17 protein-coding genes and 1 pseudogene are annotated in these 15343 nt (G+C 61.5%); 10 read left to right on the top strand and 8 right to left on the bottom strand.

Features of this window, described 5'->3' with window-relative positions:
- Positions 1 to 11: 11 nt before the first annotated feature.
- From KGA88_RS25485 to KGA88_RS31865, 4 genes and pseudogenes are all read right to left on the bottom strand, one after another.
- A complete protein-coding gene (locus KGA88_RS25485) occupies positions 12 to 779 on the bottom strand; it encodes a uroporphyrinogen-III synthase (protein ID WP_223595077.1) in 768 nt (255 codons plus the stop codon).
- Positions 776 to 1717, bottom strand: a complete 942-nt coding sequence (hemC, locus tag KGA88_RS25480; RefSeq protein ID WP_223595075.1) for a hydroxymethylbilane synthase — start codon at positions 1715 to 1717, stop codon at positions 776 to 778. Before hemC ends, KGA88_RS25485 begins: the two co-directional genes overlap by 4 nt.
- Before the next feature lie 138 nt (positions 1718 to 1855).
- Complete coding sequence (locus KGA88_RS25475; protein ID WP_103395904.1) at positions 1856 to 2602, bottom strand: LytR/AlgR family response regulator transcription factor; 747 nt, start codon at positions 2600 to 2602, stop codon at positions 1856 to 1858.
- Positions 2599 to 2721: pseudogene (locus KGA88_RS31865) on the bottom strand (sensor histidine kinase); the annotation flags it as partial. The pseudogene KGA88_RS31865 and the gene KGA88_RS25475, both read right to left, overlap by 4 nt.
- A 342-nt stretch (positions 2722 to 3063) precedes the next feature.
- On the opposite strand from KGA88_RS31865, the gene argH reads away from it, so the two are divergent.
- Complete coding sequence (gene argH / locus KGA88_RS25470) at positions 3064 to 4458, top strand: argininosuccinate lyase (protein ID WP_110659849.1); 1395 nt, start codon at positions 3064 to 3066, stop codon at positions 4456 to 4458.
- Positions 4459 to 4560: 102 nt separating this feature from the next.
- Here argH and KGA88_RS25465 read toward each other — a convergent pair whose 3' ends face one another.
- Positions 4561 to 5220 carry a glutathione S-transferase family protein gene (locus KGA88_RS25465; protein ID WP_110659848.1) on the bottom strand — a complete coding sequence of 220 codons (660 nt, stop codon included), beginning with the start codon at positions 5218 to 5220 and terminating at the stop codon, positions 4561 to 4563.
- A gap of 125 nt (positions 5221 to 5345) precedes the next feature.
- On the opposite strand from KGA88_RS25465, the gene KGA88_RS25460 reads away from it, so the two are divergent.
- From KGA88_RS25460 to KGA88_RS25445, 3 genes are all read left to right on the top strand, one after another.
- The gene (locus KGA88_RS25460) at positions 5346 to 5630 is read left to right on the top strand and encodes a hypothetical protein (protein WP_110659847.1); all 285 of its coding nucleotides are present in this window, start codon (positions 5346 to 5348) and stop codon (positions 5628 to 5630) included.
- A 209-nt stretch (positions 5631 to 5839) separates the two neighbouring features.
- Positions 5840 to 6085, top strand: coding sequence for a TIGR02647 family protein (locus KGA88_RS25450; RefSeq protein ID WP_110659846.1), 246 nt, complete (start codon positions 5840 to 5842; stop codon positions 6083 to 6085).
- Between the two features lie 193 nt (positions 6086 to 6278).
- Entirely contained in the window at positions 6279 to 9122 is a 2844-nt protein-coding gene (locus KGA88_RS25445; RefSeq protein ID WP_223595072.1) for a class I adenylate cyclase, read from the top strand.
- Positions 9123 to 9129: 7 nt separating this feature from the next.
- Here the strand turns inward: KGA88_RS25445 and rnk are convergent, their stop codons facing one another.
- The 3 genes from rnk to cyaY form a co-directional block, all read right to left on the bottom strand.
- Entirely contained in the window at positions 9130 to 9540 is a 411-nt protein-coding gene (gene rnk / locus KGA88_RS25440; RefSeq protein ID WP_103395910.1) for a nucleoside diphosphate kinase regulator, read from the bottom strand.
- Positions 9541 to 9796: 256 nt separating this feature from the next.
- Positions 9797 to 10015, bottom strand: a complete 219-nt coding sequence (locus tag KGA88_RS25435) for a DUF1289 domain-containing protein (protein ID WP_223595069.1) — start codon at positions 10013 to 10015, stop codon at positions 9797 to 9799.
- 4 nt (positions 10016 to 10019) lie between these two features.
- Complete coding sequence (cyaY, locus tag KGA88_RS25430; RefSeq protein WP_110662514.1) at positions 10020 to 10352, bottom strand: iron donor protein CyaY; 333 nt, start codon at positions 10350 to 10352, stop codon at positions 10020 to 10022.
- Between the two features lie 286 nt (positions 10353 to 10638).
- Here cyaY and lptM point away from each other — a divergent pair, with 286 nt between their 5' ends.
- The 6 genes from lptM to KGA88_RS25395 are packed head-to-tail and all read left to right on the top strand — an operon-like array spanning position 10639 to position 15252.
- Complete coding sequence (gene lptM, locus KGA88_RS25420) at positions 10639 to 10815, top strand: LPS translocon maturation chaperone LptM (protein ID WP_110662928.1); 177 nt, start codon at positions 10639 to 10641, stop codon at positions 10813 to 10815.
- A gap of 9 nt (positions 10816 to 10824) precedes the next feature.
- Complete coding sequence (gene lysA, locus KGA88_RS25415) at positions 10825 to 12072, top strand: diaminopimelate decarboxylase (RefSeq protein ID WP_103395914.1); 1248 nt, start codon at positions 10825 to 10827, stop codon at positions 12070 to 12072.
- A 4-nt stretch (positions 12073 to 12076) separates the two neighbouring features.
- The gene (gene dapF / locus KGA88_RS25410) at positions 12077 to 12907 is read left to right on the top strand and encodes a diaminopimelate epimerase (protein ID WP_223595067.1); all 831 of its coding nucleotides are present in this window, start codon (positions 12077 to 12079) and stop codon (positions 12905 to 12907) included.
- A gap of 13 nt (positions 12908 to 12920) precedes the next feature.
- Complete coding sequence (locus tag KGA88_RS25405) at positions 12921 to 13646, top strand: DUF484 family protein (protein ID WP_223595058.1); 726 nt, start codon at positions 12921 to 12923, stop codon at positions 13644 to 13646.
- 2 nt (positions 13647 to 13648) lie between these two features.
- Complete coding sequence (xerC, locus tag KGA88_RS25400; protein WP_110662936.1) at positions 13649 to 14548, top strand: tyrosine recombinase XerC; 900 nt, start codon at positions 13649 to 13651, stop codon at positions 14546 to 14548.
- Positions 14545 to 15252, top strand: coding sequence for an HAD family hydrolase (locus KGA88_RS25395; RefSeq protein WP_223595056.1), 708 nt, complete (start codon positions 14545 to 14547; stop codon positions 15250 to 15252). The genes xerC and KGA88_RS25395 overlap by 4 nt, the downstream gene beginning before the upstream one ends.
- Positions 15253 to 15343 lie beyond the last annotated feature (91 nt).

The raw sequence follows: 15343 nt of genomic DNA, 5'->3' as shown, positions 1-15343 counted from the left end.
CATCCTTTGCATTAGAAAACGGGTACGGGATGCTCCCGTAACGCCGTCAGCAAGGCCGCGGCACTCGCGCCGCGACAATCCACAACTGTTTTAGCCCCGGCGGCACGCGCCATTTCGGCAACCCTGGGGCTTGGTACAAACAATGGCAACCGCGCCAACTGCGGCCAGGCGTCGCCGGCCAATTGATGCAGGTGCTCAAAACCTTGTCCACTGCTGACCACCAGCCCGTTCAGGCGTTCCGCCTGGATCCGTTGCGCTAGCGCGGCCGGCGGGTAAATCGGCAGTGCCCGGCGGTACAACTCCAGATACTCGACACTAGCACCAAGCTCACGCAAACGCTCAGCCAGCAACTCGCGCCCGCCCTCTCCGCGCAGAATCAGCACTCGCGCATCGGGTCGTGCGATAGCCTCGCGCAGTCGGGAAAGTTCGAGCAAGGCTTCACTGTCATCGCCCTCTGCCGGGAAGCTCACGTCCAGCCCGCGACCCTCGAGGATCTGCGCAGTCGCCGCGCCGACACTGAACCACTTCACACCCGGCGGTGTTGGCCAATACCGCTCAAGCAGTTCGACGCCGATCCGGGCTGCCGGTTTGCTGACCACGATGACGGCGCAGAACTGATCCAGCGCCGCAATCACCTGGCGCATTGTGTCAGTGGCCGCAATGGGCATGATGTCCAAAAGCGGCAGACTGTTACTGAATATCCCCTGCTCGGCCAAAAGACTGCTTAGCGCCGCCGCCTCTTCGGCGGGACGCGTCAGCAGCAAGCGCCAACCGGTCACTCGTGGCCAGCCTCGCCATACACCGCTTTGAGAATGGCGTCCGCACCCTGGCTGAGCAGGTCTTCGGCCACTCGCACACCCAGCGCCTCGGCATCGCCACGAGGGGCGCGGGCCTGTGCGCTGAGCAGCAGGCCACCGGCTGGATCGCCCACCAGCCCGCGCAACCAGACCTGCTCGCCCTCCAGTACGGCGTAGCAGGCAATCGGCACCTGGCAGCCACCATTGAGGTGCTTGTTGAGGGCACGTTCGGCGGTCACGCGGGTGGCGGTGTCCTGGTGATGCAGGGGCGTCAGCAGTGCATGGATTTCACTGTCGGCGCTACGGCATTCGATACCCACCGCGCCCTGGCCACCGGCCGGAAGGCTGTCGTCGACACTGATGGCCGAAGTGATGCGATCTTCAAAGCCCAGGCGGATCAGGCCGGCAGCGGCAAGGATGATGGCGTCGTATTCACCGGCATCGAGCTTGGCCAGGCGGGTATTGACGTTGCCGCGCAGGAAGCGGATTTCCAGGTCCGGGCGACGGGTCAGCAATTGAGCCTGGCGACGCAGGCTGGAGGTGCCGACGATGCTGCCCTGGGGCAACTCATCCAGATTGGCGTAGGTGTTGGAAACGAAGGCATCGCGCGGGTCTTCCCGCTCGCAAATGCAAAACAGGCCAAGGCCTTCGGGGAAGTCCATCGGCACGTCCTTCATGGAGTGCACGGCGATGTCGGCTTCATTATCCAACAGCGCGGTTTCGAGTTCCTTGACGAACAGGCCCTTGCCGCCGATTTTCGACAGCGGTGAGTCAAGCAGCTTGTCACCACGGCTGACCATGGGGACGAGGGTCACCAGCAGGCCCGGATGAGCTGCTTCAAGACGGGCTTTGACGTATTCGGCCTGCCACAGGGCGAGTGCGCTTTTGCGGGTGGCGATGCGGATTTCGCGAGAGGACATGGATCAATCCGTACTGAATAGATACGGCGGATAATAACAGCTCAGCCAAATCCACTTTGACTTGTATCAGATACTACTCGGCCTCCCTGGCCCCGGATGTCCGGCAATCGGGTGTGAAATTCGCCTGCGGACAGCTGTTTAAAGCTGTTGCATCATCTTGCGCACGCCAGCCACATGACGCCGACTGACGATCAGCGCATCACCGTTGAGGCCCTTGAGGAACAACTGAAAATGCCCCAGGGGTGTGCGCTGCAATCGCTCGATACGCTCACGAGCCACCAGAGCGTTGCGATGGATCCGCACGAAACGGTCACCGAATTCGTCTTCGAGGGCCTTGAGCGGCTCATCGAGCAGCACTTCACCGGCTTCGTGACGCAAGGTTACGTATTTGTGGTCGGCAATGAAGTAAACCACCTGATCCAGCGGAATCAGCTCGATCCCTTTTCGGGTCCGGGCGCTGATATGGCTGCGCGGGCCGCTGCCACTGTCGGCAGCAGGACGGGTCAGGGCGGCGAGCTGGGCACGATTGGGGCGCTCGGCTCTCTTTAATGCGTCATGTAACTGTTCAGTTCTCACAGGTTTCACCAGATAGCCTACGGCGCTGGCCTGTAAGGCTTCCACGGCAAATTCATCGGGCCCGGCGCAGAACACCACGGCGGGCGGAGTTTCGCGTTCGCACAACCGAGCAGCCACTTGCAGGCCATCGAGACCGGGCATGCGGATATCAAGCAGCACGATATCCGGCTTGTGGCTGTCGATCAGTGCCAACGCCTCTTCGCCATTCGTGGCACTAGGCTCCAGGACACTGTATCCCTCGAGTTCGCCAACCATTCGGCTCAGGCGCTCGCGGGCCAAGGGTTCGTCATCAACGATCAGGACATTCATATTGCGCTGGATTCCTGCGTGAGTCTCGCACAAGGATAGCGTAGACAGGTGAAGTGACGTCCGTCACCGCGATCCACGCTAAGACTAGCGCGAGCGTCAAAAAGTGCCGCTGGTCCGGCGGCTAAATTTTCATCTGCCGGGCGATTGGCGGCCCAGGCCCGCATTGGCGACACATCGCCACAGGGTTTGCTGATACGCAATATGATCACCCCCCTCTTCTTATAGTCAGCGGCTGCACCGAGAAGTGCGCTGATCCTACTGTCCAACTGTAGACGGTTGCCGGGACGATATAGCTCATTTGGCAAATATCGTTCGGCAAAAATGCGCGGGCCTTACCCGGGCCATGGCTCATCCCCCGAAAAAAAACGTGTCGACCAGTGTCAGCGACAGGATTGGCAACCCTGTTATTATCCGCGCCAGCGTTCCACGCCTTCTTTCTTCAAGCCGATACGAGCGAATTCATGAGCACTGACAAGACCAATCAGTCCTGGGGCGGCCGCTTCAGTGAACCCGTCGACGCCTTCGTCGCCCGCTTCACCGCCTCCGTCACCTTCGACCAGCGCCTGTATCGCCACGACATCATGGGCTCGATTGCCCACGCTACCATGCTGGCCAAGGTCGGCGTGCTGACCGATGCCGAGCGCGACAGCATCATCGATGGCCTGAAGACCCTCCAGGGTGAAATCGAGGCCGGCCAGTTCGACTGGCGTATCGACCTCGAAGACGTCCACATGAACATCGAGGCGCGCCTGACCGACCGCATCGGCGTGACCGGTAAAAAACTGCACACCGGTCGCAGCCGTAACGATCAGGTCGCCACCGACATCCGTCTGTGGCTGCGTGACGAGATCGACCTGATCCTGGCCGAAATCACCCGCCTGCAAAAGGGCCTGCTGGAGCAGGCCGAGCGCGAAGCCGCCAGCATCATGCCGGGCTTCACCCACCTGCAGACCGCACAGCCGGTGACGTTCGGGCATCACATGCTGGCCTGGTTCGAAATGCTCAGCCGCGACTACGAGCGCCTGGTCGACTGCCGCAAGCGCACCAACCGCATGCCGCTGGGTAGCGCCGCACTGGCCGGCACCACCTACCCCATCGATCGCGAATACACCGCCCAATTGCTGGGTTTTGACGCCGTTGGCGGCAATTCGCTGGATAACGTCTCCGATCGTGATTTCGCCATCGAGTTCTGCTCGGCCGCCAGCATCGCGATGATGCACCTGTCGCGCTTCTCCGAAGAGCTGGTGTTGTGGACCAGCGCGCAGTTCCAGTTCATCGATCTGCCAGACCGTTTCTGCACCGGCAGCTCGATCATGCCGCAAAAGAAAAACCCGGACGTGCCGGAGCTCGTGCGTGGCAAGACCGGCCGTGTATTCGGCGCGCTGATGGGCTTGCTGACCCTGATGAAAGGCCAGCCTCTGGCCTACAACAAGGATAACCAGGAAGACAAGGAACCGCTGTTCGACGCCGCCGACACCCTGCGCGACTCGCTGCGGGCTTTCGCCGACATGGTTCCGGCAATCAAGCCCAAGCACGCGATGATGCGCGAAGCGGCCCTGCGCGGCTTCTCCACCGCCACCGACCTGGCCGACTACCTGGTGCGTCGCGGCCTGCCATTCCGTGATTGTCACGAAATCGTTGGCCATGCCGTGAAATACGGCGTGGACAGCGGCAAGGACCTGGCGGAAATGAGCCTGGAAGAACTGCGCAAGTTCAGCGATCAGATCGACCAGGACGTGTTCGCCGTGCTGACCCTCGAAGGCTCGGTCAATGCCCGCAACCACATCGGCGGCACCGCGCCGGCGCAGGTGAAGGCTGCTGTAGCGCGCGGCCAGGCGTTGCTCGCCAGCCGCTAAATCGCCAAAAGCTTCGCGAGCAAGCCCGCTCCCACAGGTTCAGTGTGACCCTTGTAGGAGTGGGCTTGCCCGCGATAGCTGACTTCAGAGCACTACAAAAAACTATTTCTTGGCCGCGATCATCGCCATGAACGCTGGCATCGCTGCCTCCTTGTCCGCCGCAATCCGCTGTACGTTCGGATTCTGTTCCAGCCGCTGCAACAGCGCCTTGGCCGCCGGAAACTCAGCCAACAAATCGATATCAAACAGCTTCCTGGCCACGCCGCAGGCCAATGGCACGCTGTACAGAAAGTACAAATCCGCCACGCTCAAGCTGTCGCCGGCCACGTAAGGGCTGAATTTGCCGTGACGGCCCAAGGCTGCCATCCCCAACTGCAGTTCGGCCCTGGTTTTTTCCTTGAGCGCATCCGGCAGGGTCATGCCGAAAAAGGCTTCGCCGTAGCAGGCCCGCCCCGGCAATTCGATGTACAACTCGATTTCCCTGGCCAGTGCCAGCACCTGCGCGCGCTCGAACGGATCGCTCGGCAACAGCGGCGTGCCTTTCTGGCTCTGCTCGATGTATTCGAGGATCACGCTGGTTTCATTGATGAAGCCCTGCTCTACCTTCAGGACCGGGACCTTTCCACGCGGACTGATGGCCAGTGCCTCGGGGCTGGTGCCAGCGTAAAACGGTACTTCTTCGAAGGGCAGTCCTTTTTCCAGCAGCGCCAGTTTGACCATGTTGTAGTAGTTACTGACGGAGAATCCATAAAGCTTGATCATCACAAAGCCTCCAGGCCGTGCGGGGGTGGGCAGTGCCTGTTTATAGAACGTCGCCGGGATTCTTGCCAGCAGCATCACGCCGCTGAATGCGGTTAAACTGGCCACCTTTCCCTGAGGAGCCTGCCATGAGCGAGCCGAACGATATCGACAACGACGAAGAAGAGTTCGCCGAAAGTACCCTGATCCAGGCCATCGAAAACCAGATCGAAAGCGACAACCCGCCAGCGGCCAAGGCGACGTTCAACAAGCTGACGCTGGTGGGTTACGAGCGGGAAGAAATCCTCAACCTGATGGCTCACGTTTTGGCGGTAGAAATCGACGCGATCCTCGAAGAAGACCGCGCGTTCAACACCGAATGGTACGAAGCTGCACTGCGCGCATTGCCCGAGCTGCCGCCGGAAAAGCAGTAAACCCTACCTGCTCCCTGTAGGAGCGAGCTCGCTCGCGAAAAACCCGAGAGCGCCGCGGGGCGTCAGGTTTCCAGCGTCATCGTTGAAGACCTTCGCGAGCAAGCTCGCTCCTACAGAGAAAAAACCCTGTCGCGGGCACTGGACATGCCGGACAAGCGGGTTCACCTTAGGGGCGCTGTCGTCCAATTCCTAGAAAGTCCGGAGTCCTTATGTCGCTTACCCCTGAGTTGGTTGCCGAACTGGAAATCCTCGCACTCTTCAACCTGGACAGTTCCCAGGAAGGTTTGAAAATTCATCAGACCGCTGCCCCGAAAGCCATTGCCGCCGCCAAACGCCTATTTGAAAAGGACCTGATCGACCAGCCTGATGGCGGCTATCTGACCAGCCTGGGTCGTGACGCCGCGCAAAATGTGCAAACCGTGCTCACCATTCTGAGAGCCGAAGAAATAGCCTGAATTCTGCCGCATCGCCCACGGAGACCCCCACCCAGGGATTTCCGCGGGCACACTCCCTGATGCCTGTCTCCAGCCGTTAGAAACCTGACGCCAGAAAAACAAATTCAGCTTAAAAGTCCTCGCCTCAAGGCGCTAAACTGCCCCTCATCCGAAGAGCCCCACGTCCGAGCCCTGCGAGCCGGTTTGAGCTGACATGACGCGCACCCATGAAATCCGCCCTGATCTGGACGAAGGAATCGACCGCAAGGTTCTCAGCCAGCTGCGCGCACGCTTTCTGAGACTCAACGAAGGACGCATGGCTCGCGCCATGGAAGGGTTGTCGACCCGCCAGCAAGGGGTCCTGACCTTGCTGCCGCTGTTTTTCCACGTCAATCATCCGTTGTTGCCCGGCTATGTTTCCGGCAGTACACCGGCCGGGCTGTCGAATTTCGAGCCGGATGCCAATGTCCTCGCTGAAGCCCAGCGCCTGACCCGTTCGTTCTCCTACAAACCGCGCCACGGCAGCAACCCGCCCCGGCCGATTCACGGACTGTTCCTGATGGGCAGCCTCGGCACCCTGGCCCAGGCCGACCAGAGCGACATGGATGTGTGGGTCTGCCATGGGCCGGACTTGACCGAAGGCGAACTCGCCGAACTACGCAAAAAATGCCAATTGCTGGAAACCTGGGCTGCCAGCCAGGGTGCCGAGGCGCATTTCTTCCTGATCGACCCGAGCCGTTTCGTCCGTGGCGAACGCGATACCCAACTGAGCTCGGAAGACTGCGGCACCACCCAGCACTACCTGTTGCTGGACGAGTTCTACCGCACCGCGATCTGGCTGGCCGGGCGAACACCGATCTGGTGGCTGGTGCCGGTCTATGAAGAGTCGAGCTACGACCGCTACACCCATACACTGATCTCCAAACGTTTCATCCGTGCCGATGAAACCCTCGACCTCGGTAACCTGGCCTACATCCCGCCCGGCGAATTCATCGGCGCCGGGCTCTGGCAGTTGTTCAAGGGCATCGAATCGCCCTACAAGTCGGTGCTCAAGCTGTTGCTGACCGAGGTGTACGCCAGTGAGCACCCCAGGGTCCATTGCCTGAGCCTGCGCTTCAAGCAAGCGGTGTTCGCCAACCGGCTCGACCTCGACGAGCTGGACCCGTACGTCGTGGTGTACCGGCGCATCGAGGAATACCTGATCGCCCGCAACGAACCGGAACGCCTGGAACTGGTGCGTCGCGCGCTGTACCTGAAGGTCAATCGCAAACTGACCGGCAACAGCCGCACCCAGAGCTGGCAACGCGCACTGCTTGAGCGCCTGGCCCGCGAATGGCACTGGGACCAGCGTCAACTGACCCTGCTCGACAGCCGCAGCCAGTGGAAAGTCCGTCAGGTCAGCTCAGAGCGGCGGGCGCTGGTCAACGAGCTGAACTACAGCTACCGCTTCCTCACCCAGTTCGCCCGTCACGAACAAACCGTCAGCCGCATCAACAAGCGCGATCTGAGTGTTCTCGGCCGCCGGCTGTACGCCGCGTTCGAGCGCAAGGCCGGCAAAGTCGAATTCATCAACCCAGGTATCGCCCCGGACCTGGCGGAAGACACCCTGACGCTGGTGCACGCACCGAACAAGAAAGAACCGGGGCAAGGCCAGTGGGGCTTGTACAACGGCAGCCTGACGGCGCTGGAGTGGGAACATTTCGCGCCGATCAAACGCAGCCGCCACTTGCTGGAACTGCTGACCTGGTGCCACCGCAATGGCGTGATCGACAGCAGCACCCGCCTGGCCTTGCACCCCGGCACCAGCGACCTGAGCGAATTCGAACTGTTCAACCTGCTCGGCAGCCTGCAACAGACCATTGCCCTGCCCTTGCCCACTGTCGCCGAAGAGCCCCTGCTGCGTGCCAGCGTGCCGAGCGAAGTGCTGATTCTGGTGAATGTCGGCATCGATCCGCTCAAGCACCATCGCGACCTGAACATCCTGATGACTACCGAGCGCACCGATTCCCTGAGCTATGCCGGGGTCCGGGAAAACCTGGTGCTGACCCTGGACCAGGTCACACTCAACAGCTGGAACGAAGTGCTGGTCGGTCGCTACGACGGCCCCCATGCCTTGCTCGACTGCATCCGCGACTACCTCAACAACCTGCCGACCGGGCCACAGCAACCGAAGCTGAGGGTGCGCTGCTTCTGCCATAACCGCGCGCAGTTCATCGCCCAACGGGTCGACGACATCCTCGAAACCGCGCAGAACCTGCTGCTGAGCCGGCTCAATCATCGCTACCTGATCCAGGTCCAGCAGCACTACCACGTGCTGGAGTTGGTGCCGGGCCAGGTCCAGCACGTCGCGCTGGCCACCCTGCCAGCGCTGATCGATTACCTGGGCGAGGAAATGACCCGCTACAGCCCATTGCACCTTGATCCGAAGGCATTGGAAGACCACGACCTTGCGCTGTTCCTGCCGACGGGCCAGCCGGACTGCATTCAAGTGTTCTATCGGGTCAACGAAGATCAGGCCGATCTGTACGTGCTCGATGAGTTCAATGCCCTGTGGCAACAGCGCCTGCCCTGGCACGATGAGCAAAGCCTGTTGGTGCCGCTGCAGCGCTTCCTGCAATCGATCCAGTACCGTCGCGATGCCCTGTTGCCAATGGATGCGGCCACCCCCCAGAACCTCGACACCCTGTATTGCCAGTTGCTGCCGTCAGGCCCTGGCCGGGCGCGCCGCATCGAAGCCCGGCCGGTACCGCAGACGCCGGTGAACAAACCGTTCTACGACGTGCAGGCGATCGTCGGCAAAGCCGCACCGGGTCAGGTGCAGGTGACGCTGTACTGCAATCAACGGGAGTTTTCCGAACTGGAGCATGGCGACCAGCTGTTCAGCGTGGTCGCCCGGGAAATCGTTGGGCAGCGTCGCGAGACCGAACGCTACCGCTGCTACATCACCGACCTCGACCTGTCAGGCCTGCTCGGCGAAGGGCAGAGTTCTACCCATCTGTACCTGCGCTACAAGGCTGACCTGGAGCACGCATTGAACGAGGCGCTCGATCAGGTCTGAGGGGATGTCACTCGGGGAAGTCGCCGCCATTGGCCGGCTGCGATTCCACTTCCAGCAGAGTCAGTTTCAGTGTCTTGCCGCCCGGAGCCGGCCAGTCGATGTGCTGGCCAACCTTCAGGCCGAGCAGCGCACTGCCCACCGGGGCCAGGATCGAGACTTTGCCTTCGTCGGCATTCGCATCCTTGGGGTACACCAGGGTCAGGTGGTAGTCCTTGCCACTGCCTTCTTCGCGGCAATGCACACGGGAGTTCATGGTCACGACATCCGCCGGCACTTCATCGTGGCCGACCAGGGTATCGGCGCGATCCAGCTCGGTTTGCAGCGCAATAACGCCCGGCAGCGTGTCGTCCAGGCTGTCGATCAGACGCTCCAGACGCTGGACGTCCAGACGGGTAAGGGTGATGGAAGGTGCGGTCATGATCTGGGCAGACTCCTTTCTTCTGCACGAAAAAAGCAAAACCCCGCCAGAAAAAGGCGGGGTTTTCATAAGCCTCGATGGGTTGAGGCATTTCCGGACACTATCACAGCTCAAAAAATAAACAAGTCACGCCATTTGAGGTCGCTTTACCTCTGTGGCGAGGGAGCTTGCTCCCGCTAGGGTGCGAAGCGCCCCTAAAAAAGCTTGCGGCTGCTGCGCAGCCGAACGGGAGCAAGCTCCCTCACCACAAAAACCCTTATGCCAGGGATTTGCGGTGGGCAGCCTGCGCGCAAATCACGCGCCGACGCTGATCATCGGCCGAGCGCCATTCGCGGATGTCTTCGACATGACGGAAACAGCCCAGGCAGACTTTCTGCTCGTCCAGCCGGCAAACCCCGCTGCAAGGCGATGGCACCGCCGGGCTGACATTGCTGTAGAGCGGCTTGGGCGGACGAATCGGAGCGGGTTGGGTCACGGACTTACAGGCCTTCGAAATCGAATTCGACACCGGCCTGTTGCTGGACGATACGCTCGAGCATTTCACCCAGTTGCTCTTCGCTCTTATCACACATCCAGCGCTCGCTTTCTTCGTCGTAGTCGAAATGGAAACCGCCGGACACCGCCGCCAGCCACAGCTGGCGCAGCGGCTCCTGGCGACTGAAGATCAACTGGCTGCCGTTCTCGAACTTGACGGTCAGCACACCGGCCGAGCTTTCGAGGTCGATATCCAGGTCGCTGTCGTCAAAGATGTCCTCCAGGGTTTGCTGGGTGACATCGACCAGGTCATGGAAACGCGCTTCGGACAAACTCATTACGGCAACCTCAAAAAGTGTCTGATCAGGCTCAAGCGCCGCAAGATACGACCGAGCCCCGTCGATTGCAAAGAATAACGACCTGTGGGAGCGGGCTTGCTCGCGAATACGGACTGACATTCAACGTTGATGTCGACTGACACGACGCCTTCGCGAGCAAGCCCGCTCCCACAGGGGCCGATGTGATTGCGGCCAAGGCCCGCCGGACGGGCGGTCCGTTGCATAGGCAAGCTGCCGGGTGGCCGGTATACTCCGGCGCAATTAATGCATTTTCAAGGATTTCGCCATGAAGCGCCTGATCTCTTCCCTTGCTGCGCTACTCGCGGTTGCCTGTCTTGTGTCGGCCTGCGGTCAAAAAGGCCCGCTGTACCTGCCTGACGAGAACCAGGACCCTACCGAACAGGCCAAGTCGTCGCAACAGCAGCCTGCCTCCAAAGCACACAAGCACGACGTCTACCAATAAGGGAACCTCATGGACGCTTTTAACTACCGTGACGGTGAACTATTCGCGGAAGGTGTTGCCCTGTCTGCCATCGCCGAGCGCTTTGGTACACCGACCTACGTTTACTCGCGCGCGCACATCGAAGCCCAATACCTGGCTTACGCCGATGCGCTGGCCGGCACGCCGCACCTGGTGTGCTTTGCGGTCAAGGCCAACTCCAACCTGGGCGTCCTGAACGTCCTGGCACGCCTTGGCGCCGGTTTCGACATCGTCTCCCGTGGTGAACTGGAACGTGTCCTGGCCGCTGGCGGCAGCGCCGACAAGATCGTGTTCTCCGGCGTCGGCAAGACCCGTGACGACATGCGTCGCGCCCTGGAAGTCGGCGTGCACTGCTTCAACGTCGAATCCACCGACGAGCTGGAACGCCTGCAAGTGGTCGCCGCCGAACTGGGCGTTCGCGCGCCAATTTCGCTGCGCGTCAACCCGGACGTCGATGCCGGCACCCACCCGTACATTTCCACCGGTCTCAAAGAGAACAAGTTCGGCATCGCCATCGCCGACGCCGAAGACGTGTACGTGCGTGCCGCGCAACTGCCGAACCTGGAAGTGGTCGGCGTCGACTGCCACATCGGCTCGCAACTGACCACCCTGCCGCCGTTCATCGACGCTCTCGACCGCCTGCTGGGCCTGGTCGACCGCCTCGGCGATTGCGGCATCTACCTGCGCCACATCGATCTCGGTGGTGGCCTGGGTGTGCGATACAAGGACGAGGAGCCGCCACTGGCAGCCGACTACATCAAGGCCGTGCGCGAGCGTCTCGACGGTCGTGACCTGGCGCTGGTGTTCGAACCGGGCCGCTTCATCGTCGCCAACGCCGGCGTGCTGTTGACCCAGGTCGAGTACCTCAAGCACACCGAGCACAAAGACTTCGCCATCGTCGATGCGGCCATGAACGACCTGATTCGCCCGGCGCTGTACCAGGCCTGGATGGACGTCACCGCCGTGCGCCCGCGCACCTCTGCGGCCCGCGCCTACGATATCGTCGGCCCGATCTGCGAGACCGGCGACTTCCTCGCCAAGGATCGTCAGCTGGCCCTGGAAGAAGGCGACCTGCTGGCCGTGCATTCGGCCGGCGCCTACGGGTTTGTCATGAGTTCCAACTACAACACCCGCGGTCGTACCGCCGAAGTGTTGGTGGACGGTGATCAGGCATTTGAAGTGCGTCGCCGTGAAACGGTAGCCGAGTTGTTTGCTGGCGAAAGCCTGCTGCCGGAGTAAAACCATGCTGCTGCGTTTTACCAAGATGCACGGCCTGGGCAATGACTTCATGGTCCTCGACCTGGTCAGCCAGCACGCGCACATCCTGCCCAAGCATGCCAAGCAATGGGGTGACCGGCACACCGGCATCGGGTTCGACCAGCTGCTGATCGTCGAGGCACCGAGCAACCCGGACGTGGATTTCCGCTATCGGATCTTCAACTCCGACGGTTCCGAAGTGGAACAGTGCGGCAACGGTGCGCGCTGCTTCGCCCGTTTCGTGCTCGACAAGCGCCTGACCGCAAAACGACTGATCCGCGTCGAAACCAAAAGCGGCATCATCGAGCTGGATGTGCGTAACGACGGCCAGATCGGCGTCAACATGGGCGCCCCGCGCCTGGTGCCAGCGGACATTCCGTTCCAGGCGCCGGAGCAGGCCACCAGCTATCAGGTCGACGTCGACGGCACCCCGGTCGATCTGGCCGCCGTGTCCATGGGCAACCCCCATGCCGTGCTGCGGGTCAGCGATATCAACAACGCGCCGGTGCATGAGCTGGGCCCGAAAATCGAACATCACCCGCGCTTCCCGGCACGGGTCAATGTCGGTTTTCTCCAGGTCATCGACCGGAGCCGCGCGCAGTTGCGCGTCTGGGAGCGTGGAGCCGGGGAAACCCAGGCTTGCGGAACCGGCGCCTGTGCCGCCGCAGTGGCCGCGATCAGCCAGGGGTGGATGGATTCGCCGCTATTGATCGACCTGCCTGGCGGGCGCCTGTCCATCGAATGGGCAGGCCCTGGCCAACCGGTGATGATGACCGGCCCGGCAGTGCGTGTATATGAAGGACAAGTGCGTCTTTGAGTGAGCGAAACCCATGACCGACAAGCCTCAGGTACCCGCACGACAAGCTGACGAATCACCGTCCGAAAGCCTGGAGGCGGCGGCTGTTGCCGCGTACCTGGAGGCTCATCCGGACTTCTTCGTCGAGCACGAAGAACTGCTCCCGTCCCTGCGCATTCCCCATCGGCGCGGCGATACCGTGTCGCTGGTGGAGCGTCAGATGACCATCCTGCGCGACCGCAACATCGAGATGCGCCATCGCCTCTCGCAGTTGATGGACGTAGCCCGGGACAACGACCGGTTGTTCGAGAAGACCCGTCGCCTGATCCTGGCGCTGATGGATGCCGCCAGCCTGGAAGACGTGGTGATGAGTGTCGAAGACAGTCTGCGCCAGGAATTCCAGGTGCCCTTCGTCAGCCTTATCCTGCTCGGTGACAACGCCATGCCGGTCGGCCGCTGGGTCACTCACGCCGAGGCACAAGTAGCCATCGGCGGCTTGCTCTCGGAAGACAAAAGCGTCAGCGGCAGCCTGCGCGAGCATGAACTGGACTTCCTGTTCGGCGAAGAACAGCGCAAGCAAATCGGCTCTACCGCGGTCGTTGCCATCAGCCACCAGGGCATCCACGGCATCCTGGCCATCGCCAGCCGCGATCCGCAGCACTACAAAAGCTCGGTGGGCACCTTGTTCCTGAGCTACATCGCCGAAGTCATGGGTCGCGTGCTGCCACGGGTCAACAATTCCCTGCGCTCGGTACGCTGAACATGGAACGGCAACTGGACGCTTACTGCGAACACCTGCGCAGTGAGCGACAGGTGTCGCCGCACACGCTGTCGGCCTACCGCCGCGACCTTGATAAAGTGCTGGGCTGGTGCATCAAACAGAACATCGGCAGCTGGGCGGCGCTGGACATCCAGCGCCTGCGCAGCCTGATTGCCCGCCTGCATGCCCAGGGTCAGTCATCGCGCAGCCTGGCGCGATTGCTGTCGGCCGTTCGCGGGCTCTATCACTACCTGAACCGCGAAGGCCTGTGCGATCACGATCCGGCCAATGGCCTGGCGCCGCCCAAAGGCGAACGCCGCCTGCCGAAAACCCTCGATACCGACCGCGCGCTGCAATTGCTTGAAGGCGGCGTTGAAGATGACTTTCTGGCACGTCGGGACCAGGCGATTCTGGAGTTGTTCTACTCCTCCGGGCTGCGCCTTTCGGAGCTGACGGGCCTCAATCTCGATCAACTCGACCTGGCAGACGGCATGGTCCAGGTGCTCGGCAAAGGCAGCAAGACCCGTCTGCTGCCGGTCGGGAAAAAAGCCCGCGAAGCCCTGGAACAGTGGCTGCCTCTGCGGGCCATGGCCAACCCGGCGGACGATGCGGTGTTTGTCAGCCAACAAGGTCGACGCCTCGGCCCGCGGGCGATCCAGATCCGGGTCAAGGCTGCCGGCGAGCGCGAACTGGGGCAGAACCTGCACCCGCACATGCTGCGGCACTCCTTCGCCAGCCATTTGCTGGAGTCCTCTCAGGATCTGCGCGCGGTGCAGGAGCTGCTCGGGCACTCGGACATCAAGACCACACAGATCTACACCCACCTGGACTTCCAGCATCTGGCAACGGTCTACGATAGCGCCCACCCACGGGCCAAACGCATGAAAGGCGACGATTCATGAATATTCAGTTGATCACCTTCGACCTCGACGACACGCTGTGGGACACCGCCCCCGTCATTGTCAGCGCCGAAGCCGTTTTGCGTGAATGGCTGACCAAGCACGCACCCAATCTGGGCGCCGTGCCGGTGGAGCATTTGTGGGCCATACGCGAACGCATCCTGAGCATCGAGCCAAACCTCAAGCATCGCATCAGCGCCCTGCGGCGCCGCGTATTGTTCCAGGCGCTGGAAGAAGCCGGTTACCCCCACAAGGAAGCGTCCGACCTGGCCGATCAGAGCTTCGAAGTGTTTCTGCATGCCCGACATCAGCTGGAAATCTTCCCGGAGGTGCAACCGACCCTGGAAACATTGGCCAACCATTACACCCTCGGCGTAGTCACCAACGGCAACGCCGATGTGCGTCGGTTGGGCCTGGCGGATTACTTCAAGTTTGCGCTGTGCGCCGAAGACATCGGTATCGCCAAACCTGATGCGCGACTGTTTCATGAGGCATTGCAACGGGGTGGTGCAACCGCGGAAACCGCGGTACACATCGGCGATCATCCGGGTGATGACATTGCCGGGGCGCAGCAGGCGGGATTGCGTGCAATCTGGTTCAACCCGGCGGGCAAAACCTGGGAAGCCGAGCGGTTTCCCGATGCGCAGATTCGCAGCCTGACCGAGTTGCCGGCGTTGCTGGCGAGTTGGAACAAGGTCTCGGCCTGATACAAAACCAATGTGGGAGCGGGCTTGCTCGCGAAGGCGGCGTACCCGTCGACATTGATGCTGGCTGACACGACGCCTTCGCGAGCAAGCC

The organism is Pseudomonas sp. A-R-19 (genome assembly GCF_019956575.1).
GTDB lineage: Bacteria > Pseudomonadota > Gammaproteobacteria > Pseudomonadales > Pseudomonadaceae > Aquipseudomonas.
Note: the sequence above shows the minus strand (reverse complement) of the source record. Positions and strands in the feature narration are given on the sequence as shown.